19 protein-coding genes are annotated in these 23391 nt (G+C 70.0%); 14 read left to right on the forward strand and 5 right to left on the reverse strand.

Annotated features, from left to right (window positions below; all coding sequences use genetic code 11):
- Positions 1-58 precede the first annotated feature (58 nt).
- From K6T84_RS13845 to K6T84_RS13860, 4 genes are all read left to right on the forward strand, one after another.
- Positions 59-1300 carry a hypothetical protein gene (locus K6T84_RS13845; protein ID WP_224866016.1) on the forward strand — a complete coding sequence of 414 codons (1242 nt, stop codon included), beginning with the start codon at positions 59-61 and terminating at the stop codon, positions 1298-1300.
- 9 nt (positions 1301-1309) lie between these two features.
- Complete coding sequence (gene ppgS / locus K6T84_RS13850; protein WP_225400821.1) at positions 1310-2035, forward strand: polyprenyl-phospho-N-acetylgalactosaminyl synthase PpgS; 726 nt, start codon at positions 1310-1312, stop codon at positions 2033-2035.
- The gene (locus K6T84_RS13855; RefSeq protein WP_224863197.1) at positions 2032-2373 is read left to right on the forward strand and encodes a DUF2304 domain-containing protein; all 342 of its coding nucleotides are present in this window, start codon (positions 2032-2034) and stop codon (positions 2371-2373) included. The genes ppgS and K6T84_RS13855 overlap by 4 nt, the downstream gene beginning before the upstream one ends.
- Positions 2374-2445: 72 nt before the next feature.
- Entirely contained in the window at positions 2446-2619 is a 174-nt protein-coding gene (locus K6T84_RS13860) for an Rv1535 domain-containing protein (protein ID WP_224863199.1), read from the forward strand.
- A gap of 21 nt (positions 2620-2640) precedes the next feature.
- On the opposite strand, the gene K6T84_RS13865 is transcribed toward K6T84_RS13860, so the two are convergent.
- Positions 2641-7176: a cation-translocating P-type ATPase gene (locus K6T84_RS13865; RefSeq protein ID WP_329786691.1), complete on the reverse strand. Its 4536-nt coding sequence runs from the start codon at positions 7174-7176 to the stop codon at positions 2641-2643.
- Between the two features lie 150 nt (positions 7177-7326).
- The gene (locus K6T84_RS13870; RefSeq protein ID WP_225400822.1) at positions 7327-8271 is read right to left on the reverse strand and encodes an NAD-dependent epimerase/dehydratase family protein; all 945 of its coding nucleotides are present in this window, start codon (positions 8269-8271) and stop codon (positions 7327-7329) included.
- Positions 8272-8303: 32 nt separating this feature from the next.
- Between K6T84_RS13870 and K6T84_RS13875 the strand changes: the two genes are divergently transcribed.
- Entirely contained in the window at positions 8304-10091 is a 1788-nt protein-coding gene (locus K6T84_RS13875; RefSeq protein WP_225400823.1) for a hypothetical protein, read from the forward strand.
- Here K6T84_RS13875 and K6T84_RS13880 read toward each other — a convergent pair.
- Complete coding sequence (locus K6T84_RS13880) at positions 10088-10519, reverse strand: hypothetical protein (RefSeq protein WP_224863203.1); 432 nt, start codon at positions 10517-10519, stop codon at positions 10088-10090. The two genes, K6T84_RS13875 and K6T84_RS13880, sit on opposite strands and share 4 nt — an antisense overlap.
- Positions 10516-10938 carry a DUF7718 family protein gene (locus tag K6T84_RS13885; RefSeq protein ID WP_329786692.1) on the reverse strand — a complete coding sequence of 141 codons (423 nt, stop codon included), beginning with the start codon at positions 10936-10938 and terminating at the stop codon, positions 10516-10518. Before K6T84_RS13885 ends, K6T84_RS13880 begins: the two co-directional genes overlap by 4 nt.
- Before the next feature lie 53 nt (positions 10939-10991).
- Here K6T84_RS13885 and K6T84_RS13890 point away from each other — a divergent pair, with 53 nt between their 5' ends.
- The 7 genes from K6T84_RS13890 (at position 10992) to K6T84_RS13920 (ending at position 21411) form a co-directional block, all read left to right on the forward strand.
- Positions 10992-14864: a Pls/PosA family non-ribosomal peptide synthetase gene (locus K6T84_RS13890; protein WP_225400825.1), complete on the forward strand. Its 3873-nt coding sequence runs from the start codon at positions 10992-10994 to the stop codon at positions 14862-14864.
- On the forward strand, positions 14861-16204 hold the full coding sequence (locus K6T84_RS13895) for a M1 family metallopeptidase (RefSeq protein WP_224863206.1): 1344 nt from the start codon (positions 14861-14863) through the stop codon (positions 16202-16204). The genes K6T84_RS13890 and K6T84_RS13895 overlap by 4 nt, the downstream gene beginning before the upstream one ends.
- A 93-nt stretch (positions 16205-16297) precedes the next feature.
- Positions 16298-17575 carry a PPE family protein, SVP subgroup gene (locus tag K6T84_RS13900; RefSeq protein ID WP_304621284.1) on the forward strand — a complete coding sequence of 426 codons (1278 nt, stop codon included), beginning with the start codon at positions 16298-16300 and terminating at the stop codon, positions 17573-17575.
- A gap of 24 nt (positions 17576-17599) precedes the next feature.
- Positions 17600-17899, forward strand: a complete 300-nt coding sequence (locus K6T84_RS13905; RefSeq protein WP_224863207.1) for a PE family protein — start codon at positions 17600-17602, stop codon at positions 17897-17899.
- Complete coding sequence (locus tag K6T84_RS13910) at positions 17896-19137, forward strand: PPE family protein, SVP subgroup (protein WP_224863208.1); 1242 nt, start codon at positions 17896-17898, stop codon at positions 19135-19137. Before K6T84_RS13905 ends, K6T84_RS13910 begins: the two co-directional genes overlap by 4 nt.
- A 28-nt stretch (positions 19138-19165) precedes the next feature.
- Positions 19166-19927 (forward strand): response regulator transcription factor, encoded by a 762-nt coding sequence (locus K6T84_RS13915; RefSeq protein WP_225400826.1) that lies wholly within the window; start codon positions 19166-19168, stop codon positions 19925-19927.
- Entirely contained in the window at positions 19924-21411 is a 1488-nt protein-coding gene (locus tag K6T84_RS13920; protein WP_225400827.1) for a sensor histidine kinase, read from the forward strand. The genes K6T84_RS13915 and K6T84_RS13920 overlap by 4 nt, the downstream gene beginning before the upstream one ends.
- Here the strand turns inward: K6T84_RS13920 and K6T84_RS13925 are convergent.
- Positions 21408-21986, reverse strand: coding sequence for a hypothetical protein (locus tag K6T84_RS13925; protein ID WP_224863211.1), 579 nt, complete (start codon positions 21984-21986; stop codon positions 21408-21410). The genes K6T84_RS13920 and K6T84_RS13925 overlap by 4 nt on opposite strands.
- 103 nt (positions 21987-22089) lie before the next feature.
- Between K6T84_RS13925 and K6T84_RS13930 the strand changes: the two genes are divergently transcribed.
- Entirely contained in the window at positions 22090-22608 is a 519-nt protein-coding gene (locus tag K6T84_RS13930; RefSeq protein ID WP_329786693.1) for a helix-turn-helix domain-containing protein, read from the forward strand.
- A complete protein-coding gene (locus K6T84_RS13935) occupies positions 22608-23180 on the forward strand; it encodes a PIN domain-containing protein (RefSeq protein ID WP_224863213.1) in 573 nt (190 codons plus the stop codon). Before K6T84_RS13930 ends, K6T84_RS13935 begins: the two co-directional genes overlap by 1 nt.
- Positions 23181-23391 lie beyond the last annotated feature (211 nt).

A 23391-nucleotide genomic window follows, 5' to 3' on the forward strand; every position in this document is an offset into this window, starting at 1 on the left:
GTCGAGTTCACTGGGCCGCCCGACGGTACCCTGCGACCCGCTTAGTATTTTCGCCGTGGTGACCGATAGAGGGCTGGCAGGTGGCCCCGTAACCCGGGCCAGTGTCGCCCGGGTCGGTACCGCGACCCTGCTCAGCGCGCTCTGCGGCTACGCGGTGCTCTACCTGGCGGCCCGCGACCTGGCACCGGCCGGATTCTCGGTGTTCAGCGTGTTCTGGGGAGCATTCGGGCTGGTCACCGGTGCCGCCAACGGGCTGCTGCAGGAGACCACCCGGGAAGTCCGCTTCGCCCGCGACGCCGGGACGGGCCTCGAGCCGGCGCACACCCGGCCGCTGTGGGTGGCCGGGCTGGCCGGGGTGGCGGCGGCGGTGCTGGTGGCCGCCTGTTCGCCACTGTGGAGCGGACACGTGTTCGTCGACGCGCGCTGGCTCTCGGTGGGGTTGCTGTGCTTCGGGCTGGCCAACTTCGCCGTACACGCCACCCTGCTGGGCATGCTGGCCGGCACCAACCGGTGGACGCAGTACGGGGCACTGATGGTCACCGACGCCGGCACCAGGGTGGCCGTGGCCGGCGCCGCGTTCGTGATCGGCTGGGGACTGGTCGGCTATCTGTGGGCCACCGTCGCCGGTGCGATGGCCTGGCTGGCGCTGCTGGCCGCATCACCGGCCACCCGATCAGCGGCGCGGCTGGTGACCCCGGTGGACACCGCGACGTTCCTGCGCGGCGCCGCACATTCGATCACCGCGGCTGGGGCCAGCGCGATCCTGGTGATGGGCTTCCCGGTGCTGCTGCAGGCCACCTACGGCGACCTGGGCGCCGAGGGCGGGGTGGTGATCCTGGCCGTCACCGTGACCCGGGCTCCGCTGCTGGTGCCGCTGACCGCCATGCAGGGCAACCTGATCGCCCACTTCGTCGACCAGCGCGCGCGGCGGCTGCGGGCCCTGATCACCCCGGCGGTGTCGGTTGCCCTGGTGGGCGCTGCGGGAGCCGCAGCGGCGGGGCTGCTCGGCCCGTGGCTGCTGCGCACCGTGTTCGGGCCGGACTACCACGCCGATGGGCTGCTGCTGGCCGCGCTGACCACCGCCGCGACGACGATCGCGCTGCTGACGCTGACCGGTGCGGCCACGGTGGCAGCGGCGCTGCACCGCGCCTACGCGCTGGGCTGGGTGGGCGCCACGGCCGCCTCGACCCTGCTGTTGCTGCTGCCGCTGGACCTGCCGATGCGGACCGTGGTGGCTCTGCTGTGCGGGCCATTGGTGGGAATCGCCGTGCACCTGACCGCGTTACGCGCGGCCCCGTAGCGCCTGGGCGTGTATTTTTTAGGGATCAATACCAGGTCAAAGAGCCGTTACCCGGACGTCTGGATCATCGTTCCGGCCTTCGGCGAGGCGGCTGTCATCGGCGAGGTGATCGCCGGTATCCGGTCGGAGTTCGACAACGTCGTCTGCGTGGACGACGGCAGCGCTGATGACACCGCCGCGATCGCCCGGCGCGCCGGCGCCTTTGTGGTGCGCCATCCGGTGAACCTCGGCCAGGGGGCAGCGATTCAGACCGGGGTCGAGTTCGCCCGCCGCCGGCCCGGGGCCCGGCTGTTCGCCACCTTCGACGCCGACGGCCAGCACCGGGTGGCCGACGTGGTGCGGATGGTCGAGCGGCTCGACGACTCGGATCTGGATATCGTCATCGGCACGCGTTTCGCCGCCCCCGCGGCCGCCGCGGCCGTGCCACCGCTCAAGCGACTGGTGCTGCGGACCGCGGTCTGGCTCAACCCACGGATCCGCCGGCTGGGGCTCACCGATGCGCACAACGGACTGCGGGTCTTCAACCGGCGGGTCGCCGACAGTCTCGACCTCACCATGACCGGCATGAGCCACGCCGGAGAGTTCATCGCGCTGATCGCCGAAAACCATTGGCGGGTGGCCGAAGAATCCATCGAGGTGCTCTACACCGACTACTCCAAGTCGAAGGGGCAGCCACTGCTCAACGGGGTCAACATCCTGTTCGACGGGATGCTGCGCAAGAGGATGTCACGATGAACTGGATCAAAATACTGCTGATCGCGTCGGTGGTGTCGCTGCTGATCTACCTGTTGCTCTCGCGGCGTTCCGCGCAGTCCCGCGCCTGGGTGAAGGTCGGCTACCTGGTGTTCGTGGTGGCGGGCATCTACGCGGTGCTGCGCCCGGATGACACCACGGTGGTGGCGAATTGGGTCGGGGTGCGCCGTGGCACCGACCTGATGCTCTACATCCTGATCATCGCGTTCGCGTTCACCACACTGAGCACCTACATGCGTTTTCGCGACCTGGAACTGCGCTACGCCCGATTGGCCAGAGTGGTCGCACTGGCCGACGCGCAACCGCCGGACATCCAGTAATTAGGCGACAATTGGCCGGCCCGTCACAGTCGGTTTGCCGTCTGTCCTGCTGCGGCCGTCACCCTGAAGCTCATGAGGACAACCGAGGTCCTGGCAGATCCCCTGATCGACGCCGTAGCGGTAATCCTGACAGTGCCGGCCGTCGAGTTGTACGCGCTGCTCTGGCGTGCCGGTGTCATCGAGGTGACGCATCCCGCATCGAAGCGCCCGGCGTCCGAAGTACTGGCGCTCCGACCCGCCGGATGAACCGGCCGCATTGGAGGTGCCTCAGCGCACCAACTCGAGTTTCGCGGACGACTTCTTCGCGGCGGCCTTTTTGGCCGGCGCCTTCTTGGCGGCCGTCTTCTTGGCCGCCGAAGCTTTCTTCACCGGGGCCTTCTTGGCCACCGCGACTTTCTTCGCCGGGGCCTTCTTGGCCACCGCAACCTTCTGCACCGGGGCCTTCTTGGCGACGGCCTTCTTCGCCGGCGCCTTCTTGACAGGAGCCACCTCAGCTACGGCCTTCGCGACCTCTTTGGGGGCCGCCTCAATCTCCTTGGCCGGGGCCGAGAATCGGCTCGCCACGGCCACCGCGGCGGTGGCCGCCGCGGCCGTGCCAACCGCCTGCGCCCAGCCGACCGGGCCGACCGGAGTGCAGCCCAGCAACTGGCTGACGCCGGGCGTGGAGACCATCGCGGCGAACAGCACGAAGGACCCGGCCGCGGTCGCCAGCACCAGCGGCGCCCGCGAGTCGACCACGGTCTGACCGAGTTCGGTGGTCACCAGCGAGATCAGTGCCACCGTCGACGCCCGCTGCGGGGTGCCGGTCACCGAGGCCATCGCCCAGGCGGCGGTGCCCGCCGCGCCGGTGACCCCGCCCCGGAACGCCACGGCGCGCCACAGTTTGCGCTCGTCGAGTCCGGGCACCGCGTCACCGATCGGGCCGGCCGGCGTGCTCACCGCCACCGCGGTGGCCGGCAGCGCGTCGGTCAGGGTGTTCATCAGCAGCAGCTGGCGGGTGTTCAGCGGCGAGTTGCCGGTGATCGCGGTGCCGATGACGGAGAACATCACCTCACCGGCGTTGCCACCCAGCAGCCCGGAGATGGCCAGTTGCACACCGCGCCACAGCCTCCGGCCCTCGTCGATCGCGTCGACGAGCGCCCCGATCTTCCCGTCGGTCAGCACGACGTCGGCGGTGGCGTGCGCCGAGTCGCTGCCGTGCGCGACCACCCCGAGGCCCACGGTGGCGGCGCGAATCGCGGCGGCGTCGTTGGCACCGTCTCCGACCATCGCCGAGACCCGGCCGGCGCGCTCCAGGGTCTGGACGATCTGCACCTTGTTCTCCGGCGACATCCGGGCGAAGATCACCCGTTCGCAGACCACCCGCTCTTGTTCCTTGCGGTTCAAGGCATTCCACTCCGAGCCGGTGATGACCTGCTCGGGGGCGACGTTCACGCCCATTTCGGCGGCGATCGCGGTGGCCGTGATCGGGTGGTCGCCGGTGATCATCCGGATGTCGACGCCGCGGGTGGCCAGATCGGCCAGCAGCTGCGGAGCGTCGGCCCGGGGCGTGTCGGCCAGGCCGAGGAAACCGATCAGCGTCAGCCCGGCCGCGCTGACCTCCGTGAGGCGTTCGGAATCATCCCGCACGGCCCGCACCTGGGCGGCGGTCAGCTTGCCCTGCGCCACCGCGATCACCCGCAGCCCCTGGGCCGCCATCGCGTCCACCTGCTGTTCGACCTTGGCGCCGGCGTTCGTGCAAGCCCCCAGCACCACTTCCGGTGCGCCCTTGACCAGCAGCTCCGTTCCCAGCACCGACGCCGAGAAGGCCCGGCCGGAACGGAACGGCAGGTGCGCGTCCGGCTCGATCCAAGCCCTGGCGCCGGTTGCGGCCGCCGCACCCTCGACGATGGCCTGGTCGGTGGCGTGCGCGTGCGCGGCGCCGTCGGGAGCCGGGGCCGCCTGCGCGGCAGAACCGAGCACGTCGTCGTCGGAAAAGCCCGCCAGCGGGCGCACCGTGGTGACCCGCAGCCGGTTCTCGGACAGCGTTCCGGTCTTGTCGAAGCAGACCACGTCAACCCGGCCGAGCGCCTCCACCGACCGCGGGATTCGCACCAGCGCACCGGATTTCGTCAACCGCTGCGACGACGCGTGCTGGGCCAGGGTGGCCATCAGCGGCATGCCCTCCGGGACGGCGGCGATCGCGACCGCGATCGCGTTACCGAGCGCGACCCGCAGCCCGCCCTGGCGCAGCAGCCCGAGCGCACCGACCGCCACACCGCCGGCGGCGCTGTACGGGAAGGTCCGGTACATCAGCTGCGACAGGTGGTGCTGCAGGCCGACCTCGGCCAGCTCACCGGAGGCCAATTCGGAGGCCCGCCGGGCCTGGGTGTCGGCGCCCACGGCGGTCACCATCGCCAGCACCTTGCCGGCGATCACCGTGGTGCCCGCGTAGAGCATGGAGCTGCGTTCGGCCAGTTCGGCACCGGGAGTCGGGTCCAGCTGCTTGCCGACCGACAGCGATTCACCGGTCAGCGAGGACTCGTCGACCTCGACATCGGAGACCTCGAGGACCCGGGCGTCGGCGGGCACCACCTCGTTGCTGTGCACCTCGATCAGGTCACCGGGCAGCAGTTGCTCGGCAGGGATTTCGTGATAGGTGGGGTTGTCCCCGCCGACCACCAGCACCCGGGCCGGTGGGGCCTGCTGGGCCAGCAGCGTGTTCAGCCGGCTCTCGGCCCGCAACCGCTGGTAGGCGGCCAGCATGGCGTTGCCGGTGAGCACCGTGCCCACCATCACCGCGTCGATCGGCGAACCCAGCATGGCGGTCGCCGCCGAGCACAGCGCCAGGATCGGCGTCATCGGGTCGGACAACTCCTCACGCACGGCGTGGAAGTACGGCCAGAACATGCCTTGGGATTCCGCGTCGACCGGGGCGCGTTCGGCCAGCGGTGTCACCGCGTCGGGAGCCAGCAGCTCGCGGGCCTGCTCGACCGTCATGGCGTGCCACTCGTAGGCCGGTGCCGGCTTCGGCGCGCGCGCCCGCAGCACCCGGCGGGCCAGCAGATATCCCGACAGCATGCCTGCGCCGGCACCGACGGTCACCGGGCCCGGTCCGCGGCTCGGGCCCGGCCCGACACCGGGGATGGTCGCCCGGACCCCGCGGACCAGCAGCAGCCCGGCGATGGACGAGGCCCCGATCGAGATCGCGACTCCGCGCTCGCTGGCCGTCCGGGCGGCCGGCAGCGCCCGCAGCACCTGCCAGGCACCGGTCAGGTCGGTCAGCAGCAGATCGGCATAAAACGGCGGTGCGTCGTCTCCGCCGTCGGGCATGACACCCAGCCCCAGATCCGCCGACGCCAGGGCCTGCGCAGCCGAGGTCGACAGCACCGCGACGGTGCGGCCGGCCCGCTGCAGATCGGTGACGGCCGCAGCCAGGGCTGCGTCGAGATCGTCGCCGGGTACCGGGCGGATGTCGTCGAAGCCGGGGCGCAGCTCGCCGAGGATCTCGGTGTCGACCGTGACCAGCTCCGCGCCGGAGGCACGCCCTTCGAGCACCACCGCCGAGGCCAGCGCGTGGTGCGCGGGCAGGATCAGCGCCTCCACCGGCACCTTGCGGGTCGACCCGCGGACGGTCATCCGAGGCACCCGGTGCCAGCCCGGTCGCAGTCCGGCCTTATCGAGCAGGTCCTGCGCGTTGCTCCAGGCCTTCGGCAACTCGTGTTCCCCGGCGCCGCGGATCTGCACCACTCGGCTTTGCGCACCGGTCAGCGCGCGCGGGTCGATGACCACGGTGTCGATCTTGTCGAGGCGACGCAGGCTGCCCGGCCGCAGCGGCAGCACCCCGTGCTGATCCGCCAGCCCCTGGCCCAGGGCCGCGGCGAAGGATTCACAACTGGTGCGCACCGCCTTGGGCGACGCGGCCAGGATCGCGTTCGAGGTCATGTCCAGGTTGCGGGTGAGTCCGCCCACCACGCCGGCCCCGACGACCTGCACCAGCGCGGTGCGCTTCAGGTGCCGCTCGGCCGGCCCGTCCGGGCGGGGAACCGGACGCGCCGCGTCACACACCTCTGGGTGATCGGCGTATCGCGCCAGCTCCGGCTCGTAGCGGTTCCAGGCCAGCGCCCCGGCGCGGGTCTCGGACGCCTTCAGCCCCTCCACCATCATGTCCACCGCCAGGATCGCCGGGGACATGGTGATGATGTGCGAGCCGAGCGAGGCCAGTGAGAGCACCGCTTCGGTGCGGGCCGGCCCGATCCGACTTTCCAGCGCGCTGCGGACCAGCGGCTGGTAGCGGGCCACCGACGCCGCGGCGTCGAAGATCTTCGGCGCGGCCGGCCAGCGCAGCACGCTGCCCGCGGTGGCGATCGCCAGGCCCACGGCGTTGGCGCCCACCATCGCGCCCTTGGTGGCCAGCAGCAGTCCGTCTCCCGGCAGGGCCGCCGGCACGTTCGCGGTCAGCTCGGCACCCTTTTCCACAGCTTCGACCGCCGCGCACAGGTCCGACAGCGCCGTCTGCTCGCCGACCTCGACCACCACCCGCGACAACGGGCGGTTCAGCCGCACCGAGGTGACGCCCGGCTGAGCCCGCAGGGCCTCCAGCACGGCGGTGCCGACGTCGTCGCCATCGGCCTCGTCCAGCCCGCGGACCTCGATCCAGGCCCGCCCGGCACCGCGCCAGCTGCGCCGGCTGGTCAGATCCGAGCGTTCACCGGAGAGGATCTTGGCGCCCTCGCGCAGCGGGATGGCGGCAAGGTCCAGGCTCGCAGACGCCACTGCGCCGACCGCGTCCAAACCGAGCCGGCCGAGTGAGAAAACGTCCATGGATTGCCTCCAGCGTCATAGCAGCGCTGGAGGTCTCTTCCGCCGAATGATCCGGCCCACAGCACCGGTCACCCGATAGACGGACGACGTGATGACGACACTGCGAATTGGGGAATACTCCCCTCCGACCGGCCAGTATGCCACAAGAGTTCAGATGGACTTCATCTGCCGGAAGTACTCCACGGTGCGTGTCACGCCGTCGGCCAGCTCCACCTGTGGGCGCCAGCCCAGCACCGAGGCCGCCCGGGAGATATCCAGACAGGACCGCTTGAGGTCTCCCAACCGCGGCGGGTGGAACTCCGGGTCATCGGGTGCCCCCGCGGCGGCGGCCACCGCCGAATGCAGCTGCCGGTCAGAGGTTTCCACCCCGGTGCCGATATTGAACCGCTGCCCGTCGCCGTCCGGGCCGGACGCGCGCACGAAGGCGTCCACCACGTCGTCGACGAACACGTAGTCGCGGGTGTTGGAGCCGTCCCCGAAGACCTTGGTGGGACTGCCGCTCAGCAGCGCCTGGGCGAAGATCGCCACCACCCCGGCCTCGCCGTGCGGATCCTGGCGGGGGCCGTAGACGTTGGCCGGCGCGATATGGGAGCACTGCAACCCGTAGAGGTGCCGGAAGGTGTTGAGGTAGATCTCGCCGGCCACCTTCCCGGCGGCGTAGGGCGAAGCCGGATCAGTGGGATCGTCCTCTGTGGTCGGATACCGCGGCGGGATGCCGTAGATGGACCCGCCCGAGGAGGTGTGCACGATCTTGCGCACGCCGGCCACCCGCGCCGCGTCGGCGAGCCGGATGGTCCCGACGACGTTGACCGAGGCGTCGTGCTGCGGGTCGGCCACCGAATGCCGCACGTCGATCTGGGCGGCGAGGTGGAAGATCACCTCGGGCCGGCAGCGTGCCAATACGTCGGCCAGGTCGGCGGTGACGATGTCGGCCTCGACGAAGCTGAAGTCGGGGTCATCAGCCAGATGCTCGATGTTGGTCGCCCGGCCGGTCGCGAAGTTGTCCAGGCCGACCACCACGTGCCCGTCTGCCCGCAGGCGGTCGACCAGGGTCGATCCGATGAATCCGGCTGCTCCGGTGACCAGTGCTCGCACCGGCCCACCATACCGACAGGTAAGAAAGACGGATGCGCACCCGTTTGGCCGCCGTGTCCTGGGTCTGTTGGGCGGCGATGGCGCTGATCGCCGCGCAACTGGTGGTCCGGGCGGTGGTGGCGTTCGGCGGCTATTTCTATTGGGACGACCTGATCCTGATCGGCCGGGCCGGCACCCACGACCTGCTGTCGGCGTCGTACCTGTTCGACGATCACGACGGCCATGTGATGCCGGGAGCGTTCCTGGTGGCCGGTGCGCTGAGCCGGCTGTGGCCACTGCAGTGGGCGGCGCCGGCGGCCAGCCTGGTTGTGTTGCAGTTAATGGCGTCGCTCGCGCTGCTGCGGGTGCTGTGGGTGATCCTGGGCTGGCGACCGGTGCTGCTGCTGCCGTTGACCTTCGCGCTGTGGACCCCGCTGGGCCTGCCGGCGTTCGCGTGGTGGGCGGCGGGGCTGAACTCGCTGCCGATGTGCGCGGCGCTGGCCTGGGTATGCGGTGACGCAATCCTGTTGGTGCGCAACGGGAATCAGCGCTACGCGGTGAGCGGCGCGCTGGCCTACGCGGGCGGTCTGCTGTTCTTCGAGAAGGCCGCGGTGATCCCGTTCGTGGCGTTCACGGCGGTGGCGCTGCTGCGGCATGTGGCCGGCGAGCGTGCCGTGCTGGGCGGGACGTGGCGGGGCGGTTTCCGGTTGTGGACGGCACTGTTGGCACTGACCGCCGGCTGGACCGGGGTCTACCTGGCGGTGGTCAACCAGAAGCGCTGGAGTTTCGACCTGGAAATGACGCGTGCGCTGCTCTGGCGTTCGGTCACCCACGGCATCGTGCCGAGCCTGGCCGGTGGCCCCTGGACGTGGGCGCGCTGGGCGCCGGCCTCACCGTGGGCGTTGCCAGGGCCGTTGGTGATGACGCTGGGCTGGCTGGTTCTGGCCGGCCTGCTGGTGGTGTCGCTGCTGCGCAAACGCCGGCTGGTGCCGGTGTGGCTGGTGGTGGCCGGCTACGCGGTGGCCTGTCAGGTTCCGATCTATCTGATGCGGTCGTCGGCGTTCACCGCGCTGGAGCTGGCCCAGACCCTGCGGTATCTGGCCGACCTGGTGGTGGTGCTGGCGATCGCGGCGGCCATCGGGCTGTGCGCGCCGAATCGGGCGTCGTCGCGGTGGCTGGACACCTCGCGGCTGCGCACCGTGGCGGTGGCCGGCCTGGCCGTCGCATTCACTGCCAGCAGCCTGTATTCGACATGGACCTTCCTGGCCAGCTGGCGACTGGACCCGGCGCGGGCGTATCTGATCAATGCCCGCCACGACCTGGCCGCCGCGCACGCCGACTCCGATGCGCCGCTGCTGGACCAAGAGGTGGACCCGCTGGTGCTGCAACGGGTGGTCTACCCGGAGAACATGGCCAGCCATCTGTTCGCGCTGGTTCGCGATCGTCCCGAATTCGCTTCGGCGACAACGCGTCTGCGGATGTTCACCAGCGCGGGGAGGTTGACCGACGCGCAGGTGACCTGGGTGCGGTCCCTGGTCGCCGGGCCGGTGCCGCAGTGCGGCTATCTGGTACAGCCGGAGCAGCCGGCCGAACTGCGACTGGACGGCCCGTTGCTGCCGTCCGATTGGACCGCCGAGCTCAACTACCTGGCCAACGTCGACGGGGCGATGACGCTGTGGCTGTCCGACGGGCCGCCGGTGCGGGTGCGGGTGCGCCCGGGCCTCAACCGGGTCTTCGTGCGCCTTCCCGGGGCCGGCAACAGCATCACCGCGCGCGCCGAGACCGCCGCGCTGTCGGTGTGCATCGCGGTCGGCCCGGTGGGCTTCCTGGCGCCGGCTTAGACGGCGTGCGCGAACTCCACCGGCTTAGCGTCACGCGCGCGTGCCTGCTGGCCAACAGCCGCTGAAACAACGATGCCCTGCGGATGCAGCGCCACGTAGTCGAGGAACATTCCGATGGTCGCAGTAGCCGCCGGCACGTCGGGCCCGGTCATCGCGTCTCCGGGCTCCGACACCGCGCAGTTGTCACCGATGATGGACGCCATCCGCACACCGCCGTCGTCCTCGCGGACGAACAGATTCACGAACCCCCCAGCGGCACGCACCCGACCGAAGACCACAGCCAGGCGCTCACCGGCCAGAGCGACCACCACCGGACATCCGCCCTCATCGCTGGTGACCGGAAGATCGACGTCAGCAAGCGGTCCCATCGCGAGGTTCCAATTCACCTCACGCCGGAAATCGTCCAGTTGCTCTTGTTTGTCCATCATTGCGCTCCGTCTCGGATGATACGCGCTCGCTCGTGCGCTATGCCGTTAACCTGCGCGAATGCTCGTTGAACGTCACCGACGGCATCCAGGCGCTGGATGCTCTCGGGCGGCAGCTCCTCGTTCTGGGGATGTAGGTGACAGTGGCCATGACAACAGTCGAAGCGCTCAACGGTTTCCCAACCACCCGAGCCGAGGACCTGGACATTGACGACGAAATCGACAAGGCGCCCGCCATCCCGCCAGATGATGAACTGGACCCGAATGGCGCTGACGTCGTCGTAAGCCGTTTCCCACTGCCGTCGAAAGCAATCTCCGCGCGGTGGCGGCCGGTACGTCCCGTGCTTGGAATCGAGTTGTCGTTCAAGGTCGCGGCGCGCTCGTTCCACATGTTTTCGCCGCTGCTGCCCTCGGCGAACCATGCACGAACCCTAGTCACTGCGCTACCGGTCCGTGCTCGGTACGTTCTACAGTCGTGCCCGCACTGCAAGTCCCCAAGCAGTTTCTGCGCGCCTCGGCTGCGCCGGCGCCCCGCACCCTGATCGACATCCTGCGAGAGACCGCCGAGCGCTTCCCCGAGGCCTCCGCTATCGACGACGGCAATGTGGTGCTGACCTACGCCGAGCTGGTCACCGACATCTCCGACAGCGTCGGGTGGCTGGCCGAGCGCGGTATCGGACGCGGCGACCGGGTCGGCATCCGGATGCCCTCGGGCAGTTATTCGCTCTACACCGCGATTCTGGCGGTGCTGGCCGCCGGCGCGGCCTATGTGCCCGTCGACGCCGACGATCCCGCCGAACGCGCCGAGCTGGTCTTCGGCGAGGCACAGGTCGCCGGGGTGATCACCGAGAAGGGCCTGGCCCGCGGCCCCGGTACGCCCGGCGGTATGCCGGCATCGTCGCCGACAGCCGACGACGACGCCTGGATCATCTTCACCTCCGGGTCGACCGGCACCCCCAAGGGCGTGGCGATCACCCACCGCAACGCGGCGGCCTTCGTCGACGCCGAGGCCCGGTTGTTCTGCCAAGATCAGCCGATCGGGCCGGGCGACCGGGTGCTGGCCGGACTGTCGGTGGCGTTCGACGCCTCCTGCGAGGAGATGTGGCTGGCGTGGCGCTACGGCGCCTGCCTGGTGCCGGCCCCGCGGTCGCTGGTGCGCAGCGGCATGGACCTGGGGCCGTGGCTGGTGGCGCGCGACGTGACCGTGGTGTCGACCGTGCCGACGCTGGCCGCGATGTGGCCGGCCGAGGCGCTGGAGGCGGTGCGGCTGCTGATCTTCGGCGGCGAGGCCTGCCCACCGGAGCTGGCGGCCCGGCTGGCGACCGACGGCCGCGAGGTCTGGAACACCTACGGGCCCACCGAGGCCACGGTGGTGGCCTGCGCCGCGCCACTCGACGGCTCCGACCCGGTGCGGATCGGCCTGCCGCTGGCCGGCTGGGATCTGGCGGTGATCGGCGCCGACGGGGCGCCGGTGGACGTCGGTGAAGTCGGCGAGCTGGTGATCGGCGGGGTGGGGCTGGGCCGCTATCTCGACGACGCCCGGGACGCCGAGAAGTACGCACCGCTGCCCGTCCTGGACTGGCCGCGGGCCTACCGCAGCGGGGATCTGGTCCGGTTGGAGACCGACGGTCTGGTGTTCTGCGGCCGGGCCGACGACCAGGTCAAGGTCGGCGGCCGGCGCATCGAGCTGGGTGAGGTGGACACCGCGCTGATGGCGCTTCCCGGGGTCAGCGGGGGCGCCGCCGCGGTGCGCGAAAGCGCCGGTGGCACAACGCTGTTGGTCGGGTATCTGGCCAGCACCGACCCGGACTTCGACCTGGTCGCTGCGCGCGAACTGCTGGGCCGGCAACTGCCCGCCGCGCTGGTTCCGCGGCTCGTGCTGGTCGGTGAGCTGCCCACCCGGACCTCCGGCAAGGTCGACCGTGACGCGCTGCCCTGGCCGGTGCCCGGCGCCGACGAGTCCTCGGCCCTGGACGGCGTCGACGGCACCCTGGGCTGGCTGGCCGGGCTGTGGCGCGACGTGCTGGGCACCCCGGTGGAGGACGAGCGGGCCGACTTCTTCGCCCTGGGCGGTGGATCGCTGGCGGCCGCGCAGCTGGTGGCCGCGGTGCGCCGGCGCTACCCGAAGCTCACCGTCGCGCAGCTCTACGACCGGCCGCGGCTCGGTTCGCTGGCCGGGTTCCTCGAGGACATGGGGGCAGTCGATCCGGCGGACGGCACCGAGGCACCACCGGTAGCGCTCACGCCCCGGCTGACCCAGGCCGCTCAAGTGCTGCTGTCGGTGCCGTTGGCCACCCTGGCCGGCCTGCAATGGGTGGCCTGGCTGGCGCTGATCAACAACCTGACGTCGATGTGGCACCCGCTGCCCTGGCAGATGCGGCTGAACTGGTGGTGGGTGCTCGCCGCGTTCGTGCTGTTCGTCACCCCGCTGGGCCGGATGGGCATCGCCGCGCTCGGGGCCCGAGTGCTGCTGGTCGGTCTACAGCCCGGCACCTACCGGCGCGGCGGGCCCGAGCATCTGCGGATCTGGATCGCCGAGCGGCTGGCGGCGGCCAGCGGCGCCGAAAACCTCGCCGGCGCAACGTGGTTGGTGTATTACGCCAGGGCGCTCGGCAACACGATCGGCAAGGGCGTCGACCTGCACTCCGCCCCGCCGGTGACCGGGATGCTGACGCTGGGGCACCGCTGCTCGATCGAGCCGGAGGTCGACCTGACCGGGTACTGGGTGGACGGCGAGGACTTCCACGTCGGCCCCATCACGATCGGCAACGACGCCACCATCGGCGCTCGCACCACGTTGCTGCCGGGCGCCTCGGTCGGCAAGGACGCCGACGTCGGCCCCGGTTCCGGGGTGGTCGGGGAGGTGCGCAAGGGCCAGTACTGGACGGGCTCGCCGGCGGTGAAATCCGGCAAGGCACGCCATCCATGGCCCGATCATCGGCCACCGGCCCGCCCGGCGTGGGTGGCGGTCTACGGGCTGACGTCGCTGCTGCTGGGCGGCCTGCCACTGCTGGCACTGGGCGCCGGGCTGGCCGTGCTGGGCTGGTCGGTGCGCGAGGCCACCACCCTCGGTGCGGCGATCCGCCCGGTGGCGGTGTGGACACCGGTGGCCGCACTGACCGCGCTGGGCTGCTATGCCGCGCTGACGATCATCGGGGTGCGGCTGCTGTCGATCGGGCTGACCGAGGGCTATCACCCGGTGCGCAGCCGGGTGGGCTGGCAGCTGTGGGCCACCGAACGGCTGATGGACGCCGCCCGCGATTACCTGTTTCCGTTGTACGCCAGCCTGATCACCCCGTGGTGGCTGCGACTGCTGGGGGCGAAGGTCGGCGAGGGCACCGAGATCTCCACCGCGTTGTTGATCCCGAAGTTCACCGTGATCGCCGACGGCGCGTTCCTGGCCGACGACACCATGGTCGCCTCCTATGAGCTGGGCGGCGGCTGGATTCACGTCGCACCGGCCACCATCGGCAAGCGCGCTTTCCTGGGCAACTCCGGGATCACCCGGCCGGGCCGGCGGGTACCCGACAAGGCTCTGGTGGCCGTGCTGTCGACCGCGCCGCACAAGGCCAAGAACGGCTCGTCGTGGCTGGGCAGCCCGCCGGTTCGGCTGCGCCGCAAGGCCGCCGACTCCGATGCCGAGCGCACCTTCGCCCCACCGGTGCGACTCAAGCTGATGCGCGCCGTCATGGAGACCTTCCGGCTGATCCCGGTCGTGGCGACCTTTGCGATCGGCGTCGCCGTACTCGGGACATTACATTGGGGTGCAATGCATTACGGCTACAAGTGGGCAGCCCTGGGCAGCGGCGTGGTGCTGCTGACCGCCGGGGCGGTTGCCGGCGGTGCCGCGGTGGTGGCGAAATGGCTTTTGGTGGGCCGGATTCAGGCGACCGAGCATCCGCTGTGGTCGTCGTTCGTGTGGCGCAATGAGGTGTCCGACACCTTCGTCGAGACCGTGGCCGCCCCGTGGTTCGCCCGCGCCGCCACCGGTACCCCGGTGATCAACCTGTGGCTGCGGGCGCTGGGCGCCGATATCGGGCGAGGCGTGTGGTGTGAGACCTACTGGCTACCCGAAGCCGACCTGGTGACGCTGGGCCCCGGCGCCACCGTCAACCGCGGCTGCGTGGTGCAGACCCACCTGTTCCACGACCGGATCATGCAGCTCGACACCGTCACGCTGGAAGCCGGCGCCACCCTGGGGCCGCACTGTGTGGCACTGCCGGCCGCACGCCTGGGCGCGGGCACCAGCGTCGGCCCCGCTTCACTGGTGATGCGCGGCGACCAGGTGCCGCCCGCAACACGCTGGCAGGGCAACCCGATCGCACCGGCGGCCGGAGCAACACGGTGAGCAAACCCGTCAAGAAGAGCACCGTGAAACCCAAAGCCGAGCCGCCCGTCATCGACCCGTATCTGCCCGGCAGCGGCAACGCCGGCTACCGGGTGTCGCGCTACGAGCTGGACCTGGAGTACAAGGTCGCCAGCAACCGGTTGTCGGGGACGGTGACCATCACCGCGGCCGCGACCACCGCACTGCGGGTGTTCACCCTGGACCTCGCCGAGCCGATGTCGGTGTCCAAGGTGCGGGTCAACGGCCGCGCCCCCACCCGGTTCGCCACCGCAGGCGCCAAGCTGCGGATCACGCTGGCCGACCCGTTACCCGCCGGGGCCGCCCTGGTGGTCACCGTCCGCTACTCGGGATCCCCGCGGCCACGCGACACCGTTTGGGGGGAAGTCGGCTTCGAGGAACTTACGGACGGCGCCCTGGTCTCCGGACAGCCCAACGGCGCCCCGACCTGGTTCCCCTGCGATGACCACCCCGCCGCCAAGGCGAGCTACCTGGTCCAGATCAGCACCGACAGCCCGTATCGCGCGGTGGCCAACGGCGAACTGCTGTCGCGGCGGGTCCGGGCGGGGCGCACCACCTGGGTCTACGAGCAGCCCGAGCCGACACCCACCTATCTGGTCACCCTGCAGATCGGCCAGTACGTGACGCACCGGCTGGCCGGGTCCGAAGTGCCGATCAACGCGGTGCTGCCCGCCCGGCTGCGCACCGAGTTCGACCACGACTTCGCCGGCCAGCCCGAAATGATGTCATTGTTCGTACGATTGTTCGGCCCCTACCCGCTGGCCGCCGGCTACACGGTGGTGGTCACCGACGACAACCTGGACATTCCCCTTGAAGCACAGGGCATTTCGATCTTCGGCGCCAACCACTGCGACGGCACCGGCGGCTCAGAGCGGCTGATCGCCCACGAGCTGGCGCATCAGTGGTTCGGCAACAGCGTGACGGTGCGCCACTGGCGCGACATCTGGCTGCACGAGGGTTTCGCCTGCTATGCCGAATGGCTGTGGTCGGAGCATGCCGGCGGACGCAGCGCCGACGAATGGGCCCGGCACTACCACCGGCAGCTGGCGGCGCTGCCGCAGGATCTGCTGTTGGCCGATCCGGGCCCGGCCGACATGTTCGATGACCGGCTCTACAAGCGCGGCGCGCTCACCCTGCACCGGCTGCGCGTCCTGATCGGTGACGCCGACTTCTTCGCGCTGCTGCGAGGCTGGACGACGCGCCACCGGCACGGCAACGCCAGTACCGACGACTTCACCGGCCTGGCCGCCAATTACGCCAAGGTGTCGCTGCAGCCGCTGTGGCAGGCCTGGCTGTACTCCAGAGCGCTGCCGCCGCTGTAGCGCGACCTGCCGGCGCCGGCAGATATGCGTTTCGTATGAGTCCGCTCTGCAGAGTTGCCGGGTCGGCTCGGCCAAAAATACCGTCGTAAGACGATGAACTTTGCCGCGTTGCCGCCGGAGGTCAACTCCGCGCTCATGTACGCCGGACCCGGATCCGGCCCCATCCGAGCCGCAGCCACCGCCTGGAAAACCATGGCCGCCGAACTCGAAACCGCCGCCAACGCCTACCGCACCCTCATCACCGGACTCACCGACCAGACCTGGCAAGGCCCCGCCGCGGTCGCCATGGCCACCGCCGCAGCCCCCTACGCCACCTGGATGCACACCACCGCCACCCAAGCCGCCCACGCCGGCACCCAGGCAGCCGCCGCAGCAGCCGCCTACGAAACCGCCTTCGCCATGACCGTGCCCCCGGCCGTCATCACCGCCAACCGCACCCAACTGGCCACCCTGACCGCCACCAACCTCCTCGGCCAGAACACCGCCGCCATCGCCGCCAACGAAGCCCACTACGCCACCATGTGGGCCCAAGACGCCACCGCCATGTACAGCTACGCCACCGGCGCCGCCGCAGCCACCCAACTCCCCACCTTCACCCCACCGGAAACCACCGCCAACCCCGCCGGACCCGCCGACGACGGCTCCGGCTCCTACGCCGGCGCGGGCGAGGAGGGCTTGCTGCTCGACATCCTGGTCTCGCTGGTCGAGGTGGACAGCATCGCGCCGTTCGAGGGCGGCGGCGCAGGGCTGGAGTTCGGCGGCCTGGCCATCGAGGCGGCCAGCCTCGGGCCGTTCGCCGGGCTGGGCTTCACCGGTGACCTCGGCGCGGCCGGCAGCCTGGGCCTGATCAGCCAGACCGTGCCGCCGGTCGGGGGTCTGATGCCGGCCGCCGGGTTGCGCTCTTCGACCGGCCGGGTCGGGGCGGCCTGGGCTTCGATGGGCAAAGCGGTGCCGCTGAACGGACTGTCGGTGCCACAGGCTTGGGTCGCGGCCACGCCCTCGGTGGTGATGCGTGAAATCACCTTGGTGACAGCGCAATCCGGCACCGCCAGTGCAGCTGCCGCGGCCGCCGGAGCCGAGGTCCCCTACGCCGAGATGGCGCTGTCCGGGGTGGCCGGACGCGCTCTGGCCGGCACCGTCGGCCCCGGATCCCGGCCGCAGCAGACCCAGCCCAACGCCGGCGCGGCACGGCGGCCTGCCGGCCCGGCCGAATCGGCCGAAGAGCCCCAGGCGCCGCTGGAACCGGTGACCGGCGTGGAGATCCTCGCCGAACTGCGCGGTCTGGCCGAGCTGCGCGACGCCGGGGTACTGACCGCCCAGGAATTCGATCGGCAACGCGAACGCGTCATCGCGGATTTCATCGACGAGTGAGTACTGATTAGGAGGGTTGAAGAGATGTCTTTCGTTGTCGCGCAGCCGGAATCGCTGTCCGGTGCCGCCATCGACCTGCAGGGTATCGGCTCGGCGCTGCAGGCCCAGAGTGCCGCCGTGGCCGCCCCGACCACCACGATGGCGGCCCCGGCCTCCGACGCGGTGTCGGTGTCGGTCGCCACGATGTTCAACGCCAACGGCGCGCTGTTCCAGAGCGTGGCGGCCCAGGCCGCCGCCATCCACCAGATGTTCGTCAGCACCCTCGACGGCAGCGGCACCGCATATGCGACCGCCGAAGCCGCGAACGTGCTCGCCGCCCAATGAACTTTGCCGCGTTGCCGCCGGAGGTCAACTCCGCGCTCATGTACGCCGGACCCGGATCCGGCCCCATCCGAGCCGCAGCCACCGCCTGGAAAACCATGGCCGCCGAACTCGAAACCGCCGCCAACTCCTACCGCACCCTGATCACCGGACTCACCGACCAGACCTGGCAAGGCCCCGCCGCGGTCGCCATGGCCACCGCCGCAGCCCCCTACGCCACCTGGATGCACACCACCGCCACCCAAGCCGCCCACGCCGGCACCCAGGCAGCCGCCGCAGCAGCCGCCTACGAAACCGCCTTCGCCATGACCGTGCCCCCGGCCGTCATCACCGCCAACCGCACCCAACTGGCCACCCTGACCGCCACCAACCTCCTCGGCCAGAACACCGCCGCCATCGCCGCCAACGAAGCCCACTACGCCACCATGTGGGCCCAAGACGCCACCGCCATGTACAGCTACGCCACCGGCGCCGCCGCAGCCACCCAACTCCCCACCTTCACCCCACCGGAAACCACCGCCAACCCCGCCGAAGCCACCGCCGCCACCGCCGAAGCGGCCTCCGACGGAGGGATCTCACCCGGTCTGGCATTCGACCTGATCGGCGCGGTTTTCGAGGTCGGCAGCGTCGGTCCGTTCGGTGGCATCGGCCTGGGCGGCGCGTTCGGCGGCCTGGCGATCACCCTGGGAGAACTCGCCTTCCCGGAAGAGGGCGCCCTGGGGCTGGGCGCGCTGGGCGCCCTGGACCTGATCGGCACGGCCACGCCGACCGCTTCGATCGGGGCATCGACTGGTGCCACCGGGGCTACTTGGGCTTCCATGGGCCGGGCCGTGCCGCTGAACGGACTGTCGGTGCCGCAGGCCTGGGCCGCCGCCACCCCGTCGGCCGCGATACGCCAAATCACCTTGGTGACAGCGCAATCCGGCACCGCCAGTGCCGCCGCCGCGGCGGCCGGCGCTGAGATCCCCTACGCCGAGATGGCACTGTCCGGGGCCGCCGGACGTGCTCTGGCCGGCACCGTCGGCCCCGGATCCCGGCCGCAGCAGACCCAACCCAAGCCCATCGCGGCTCCGCGCCCACCCAAGCCGGCCCAGGAATCCCAAGAATCCGAAGACGCTCCCGCCCGGCCGAAGGCGATCGGCGTCGTCGCCGAACTGCGTGCGCTGGTCGAGCTGCGGGACTCCGGCGTGCTGACCCAGGAGAAATTCATCGAGCGCAAGGAACGGCTCCTCGGTGAGTGAACGTGGCCGCGGGGGATGATGGTGACCGATGGCCGATAAGACGGACACCCGCAGTCCCCGCAAAGCGATCCTCGGGCAGCTGCCGCGGATCAACCGGCCCGACGGCTCACCGATTCGGGTGCTGCTGGTCGACGACGAGCCGGCCCTGACAAACCTGGTGACGATGGCCCTGCACTACGAGGGCTGGGCCGTCGACGTCGCCCACAACGGACGCGACGCGGTGGCCAAGTTCCACAGCGGCGAACCCGATCTGCTGGTGCTCGACATCATGCTGCCCGACATCGACGGCCTGCAGATCCTGCAGCGGATCCGCGAATCCGACCCCTACACTCCGACGTTGTTCCTGACCGCCCGCGACTCGGTCACCGACCGGGTGACCGGGCTGACCTCCGGCGCAGACGATTACATGACCAAGCCGTTCAGCCTGGAGGAGTTGGTGGCCCGGCTGCGCGGGCTGCTGCGGCGTGGCAGTGCGCTGATGCCGCCGGTGGACGAGGTGCTCACCGTCGGTGATCTGATCCTCGACAGCGCCAGCCGCCAGGTCACCCGCGACGGCGTCCCGGTCTCGTTGAGCACCACCGAATTCGAGCTGCTGCGGTTCCTGATGCGCCACCCGGACCGGGCGCTGACCCGCGCCGAGATCCTGGACCGGGTGTGGAACTACGACTTCGCCGGGCGCACCAGCATCGTCGATCTCTATATCTCCTACCTGCGCAAGAAGATCGACGGCGACCGTCCGATGATCCACACCGTGCGCGGGGTCGGTTACCTGCTGAAGCCGCACCCGTGACCTGGCGGCCGCGGACCCTGCGCCGCAGGTTGGTGCTCGGGGTGTCGGCGGTGGTGACGGTGGTGTTCTTGGCGGTCGGCGTGGTCTCGGTGCTGAGCGTGCGCACGTTCGTGACCGCCACCAGTGACGCCGACGTCTCCGAGTCGCTCAACGCATTCAGCCACTCCTACGCCAAATATCGCCAGGTCGACAGCGTCGCCGGCCGCACCGGCGGGTCGGACATCGGGCAGGCAATCCTCGGTTTCAGCGATCAGACACCGGGCAACGTGCTCGCGGTGCTGCGCGACGGCGAGGTGATCGCCTCGGCGGTGTTCACCGTGGAGGATCCCTATCCCGCACCCCCCGACGTCATCGACGCGATCACCGCACACCATCGGCGCAACGGCACGCCGGAGACCATGCAGATGGGCAGCCTGGGTTCCTACCGGGTGGAGAGCCGCGTCGTCGATGCTCACGACACCCTGTTCATCGGTGGCTCGCTGCGACTGGCCGACCGCACTGTTGTTAGCCGAATGCGTTCTGCCGCAGAATTTTACGCGCTGGCACTGCTGCTCACCGCGGGATTGACGATAACGGTGGTCAGTTACGCCTTGCGCCCGCTGCGCCGAGTCGCGACCACCGCCGCCGCGGTGGCCGCGATGCCGCTCACCGACACCGACGAGCGCATCACCGTCCGGGTGGCCCCCGAGGACGTCGACCCCGAAAACGAGGTCGGTATTGTCGCCGGCGCACTGAATCGCCTGCTGGACAACGTCGACAGCGCCCTGGCCTATCGCAGTGCCGCCGACCGGCGGATGCGGCAGTTCATCACCGACGCCAGCCATGAGCTGCGCACCCCGCTCGCGGCCATCCGCGGGTATGCCGAACTGACCCGCCAGGACGCCTCGACGCTGCCTCCGACCACCGAGTACGCGCTGGCCCGCATCGAATCCGAGGCGCAGCGGATGGCGTCACTGGTCGAGGAGCTGCTGCTGCTGTCGCGGCTCGGCGAAGGCCAGGATCTGCACATCGAACGCGTCGACCTGTCCGAGCTGGCGCTGGACGCCGTCAACGACGCCGCGGCCGCGGCGCCGGGCCACCACTGGGTCAAGCAGCTGCCCGAGGCCCCGGTGTGGGTGCGCGGCGACCGCGCCCGGCTGCACCAAGTGCTGACCAACCTGCTCAAGAACGCCTGGGTGCACACCCCGCCCGGGGTGACCGTCACGACCGCCCTGACCGTGGACCGCTCGCCGGTGGGCGGACCGGTCGCGGAGCTGACGGTGGCCAACGACGGGCCCGGCATCGACCCGGAGATGGTGCCGCACCTGTTCGAGCGGTTCGTCCGCGCCGACAAGGCCCGCTCCAGCGAGCTGGGCAGCACCGGGCTGGGGCTGGCGATCGTCGCCTCGATCGTCGGCGCGCACAGCGGGAGCGTGGGGGTGGAGTCCCGCGACGGGCGGACCGTGTTCCGGGTGCGGCTGCCGGTGGCGGCGCCGCAGTCCTAGAAGGTGTGACTGCCCTCCGGAGACAGTACGAAGCCGGTGGTCCATGCCGGCGCACCGGTGGCGTCGACGGTGCAGCTCACGCTGTCCGCGGTGAGCACTCCGCAGGTGACCGTCGTCCCGGTGCCCTGCGCCGTCAGCTTCTTGCCGGCCGGCAGCAGGTGGTAGGAGGCGGGGTCGACATGGTCGACCTCCTCGGTGCTGCGGTGTTCGTAGCTGCGATAAGTCTCGAACTTGTCCAGGTCGCCGTCACCGAAGGTCGACTGCGCCGGGTCGGCGACATAGGCGCCTTTGGCGTTGGCGTAGTTGATATTCGAGTCGACCCCGGGAAGCTTCGCACCCCAGCAGGTGGCTTGGGATGCACTTCCCCACCGGGTGACGGTCATGATCCGGCAGCGCACCCCGTCCGGTGTGACGAACTGCCAGCCGCCGGCACCGTAGGTGGCGTAGGTGTAGTAAGCATCCGAATCCACCGGTTGCAGCGCCCGCAGGTCCGGGGCGGGATCGGCGGACGCCGGGGCGGCACCCAGGGCCGCGGCGCCGAGTACCGCGATGATCAACGACTTCGTGGACGTCATCAGCCCAGTATGGCGGGCCACCCTGCGCCCGCTCGTCGGCGAATAGGCTCATCACCCCGCCCTCGCCATTGCGATTTTTTCGATTATGGCTACCCTGGAGAGCATGGTCGCCACCCCGAAGAAGCTGTCGAGGAAGAGGACGGTCCTTCCTCCGGCGGACCTGCGGGAGCTGTCGGACCTCTCGAAGTTCCTGGACCAACACACCGAGCCCGCAGCACTACTGGGACCCGACGGTGAGCAGATCCCGCTGCCTATCGAGGTCTACGACGTACTGGTCCGTGTCGTCACCGCCATGGGCAGGCAACAGGCGGTCACCCTTGCCCCCATCGAGCAGCGCCTGACAACCCAGGAGGCCGCCGACCTGCTCGGCATCAGCCGACCCACCCTGATCAAGCTCATCGACAAGGAAGAGCTGCCCTGCGAGAAGCCGAGTGGGAGCCGTCATCGGCGAGTGCTGCTCAGCGATGTGCTCGATTACCAGAACCGCCGCGGCGCGAAGCGAGATGAGTTGTTGGCCAAGCTCGTTCACGACGCCGAGGACGACGGGCTCTACGACATCCCCGCCGAGCGCTACCAAGACGCCATCCGGCGAGCACGAGCGGAACGCCGCACAGAGTCCTGATGTCCGGCTTCCGGGTAGTGCTGGACACCTGTGTCCTGGTCCCCATCGTCAAAGCGGACCTGCTGCTCACACTCGCGGGACGCCAAGCATTCCATCCGCTTTGGAGCAACGCCATCTTGGGCGAGTTGTCGCGAGCTATCGTGATCGCCAACCCGGCAATGACTGAGGAGCGTGCCACCGCACGCATCGCGGACATGAACGCCGCGTTCGAGGACGCCTTGATCGAGGGTTGGGAACCCATCGAGGACTGCGTCTCAGGGATGCCCGACTTCGACGATCGTCATGTGGTTGCCGCCGCAGTCCGCGGCAACGCAGCAGCAATCGTCACCGACAACACCAAGCACTTCCCCGACGAGGCTCTTCGCGCATGGGGACTGCACGCCGTCAGCTCCGACGACTTCCTACTCGATTTACTCGATCTGAACCCGAGCGGAATGCTGGGTTGCCTTATCGAAATGTCCGGCAGGCGAAGGAATCCGCCGATAACAGTCGATGACCTCATTGCCGCGTTGGGGCGCGCAACGGTACCGAAATTCGCCCGCGAACTGCGCTCAATCCTCGACGACTCGTAACGCGAGCAACGCTCTCCATTGCGCGTGCCAAGAACCATAACCTGATGCGGTTCGGGGGGATGGAGGTTCGTTGCCCGGTGGCGCCCTGCGAACTGGATACCCAGCGTCCCCAGGAACGGACATGCTATGAACAGACCGACTTTCTCAACGCCCGAAACCCGACTTTTATCAAATTAGTGCGCACCGCTTGAGCGGATTGTGGCCAGTGCGG

It is taken from the genome of Mycobacterium zoologicum, from assembly GCF_020181635.2.
Classification (GTDB): domain Bacteria; phylum Actinomycetota; class Actinomycetes; order Mycobacteriales; family Mycobacteriaceae; genus Mycobacterium; species Mycobacterium zoologicum.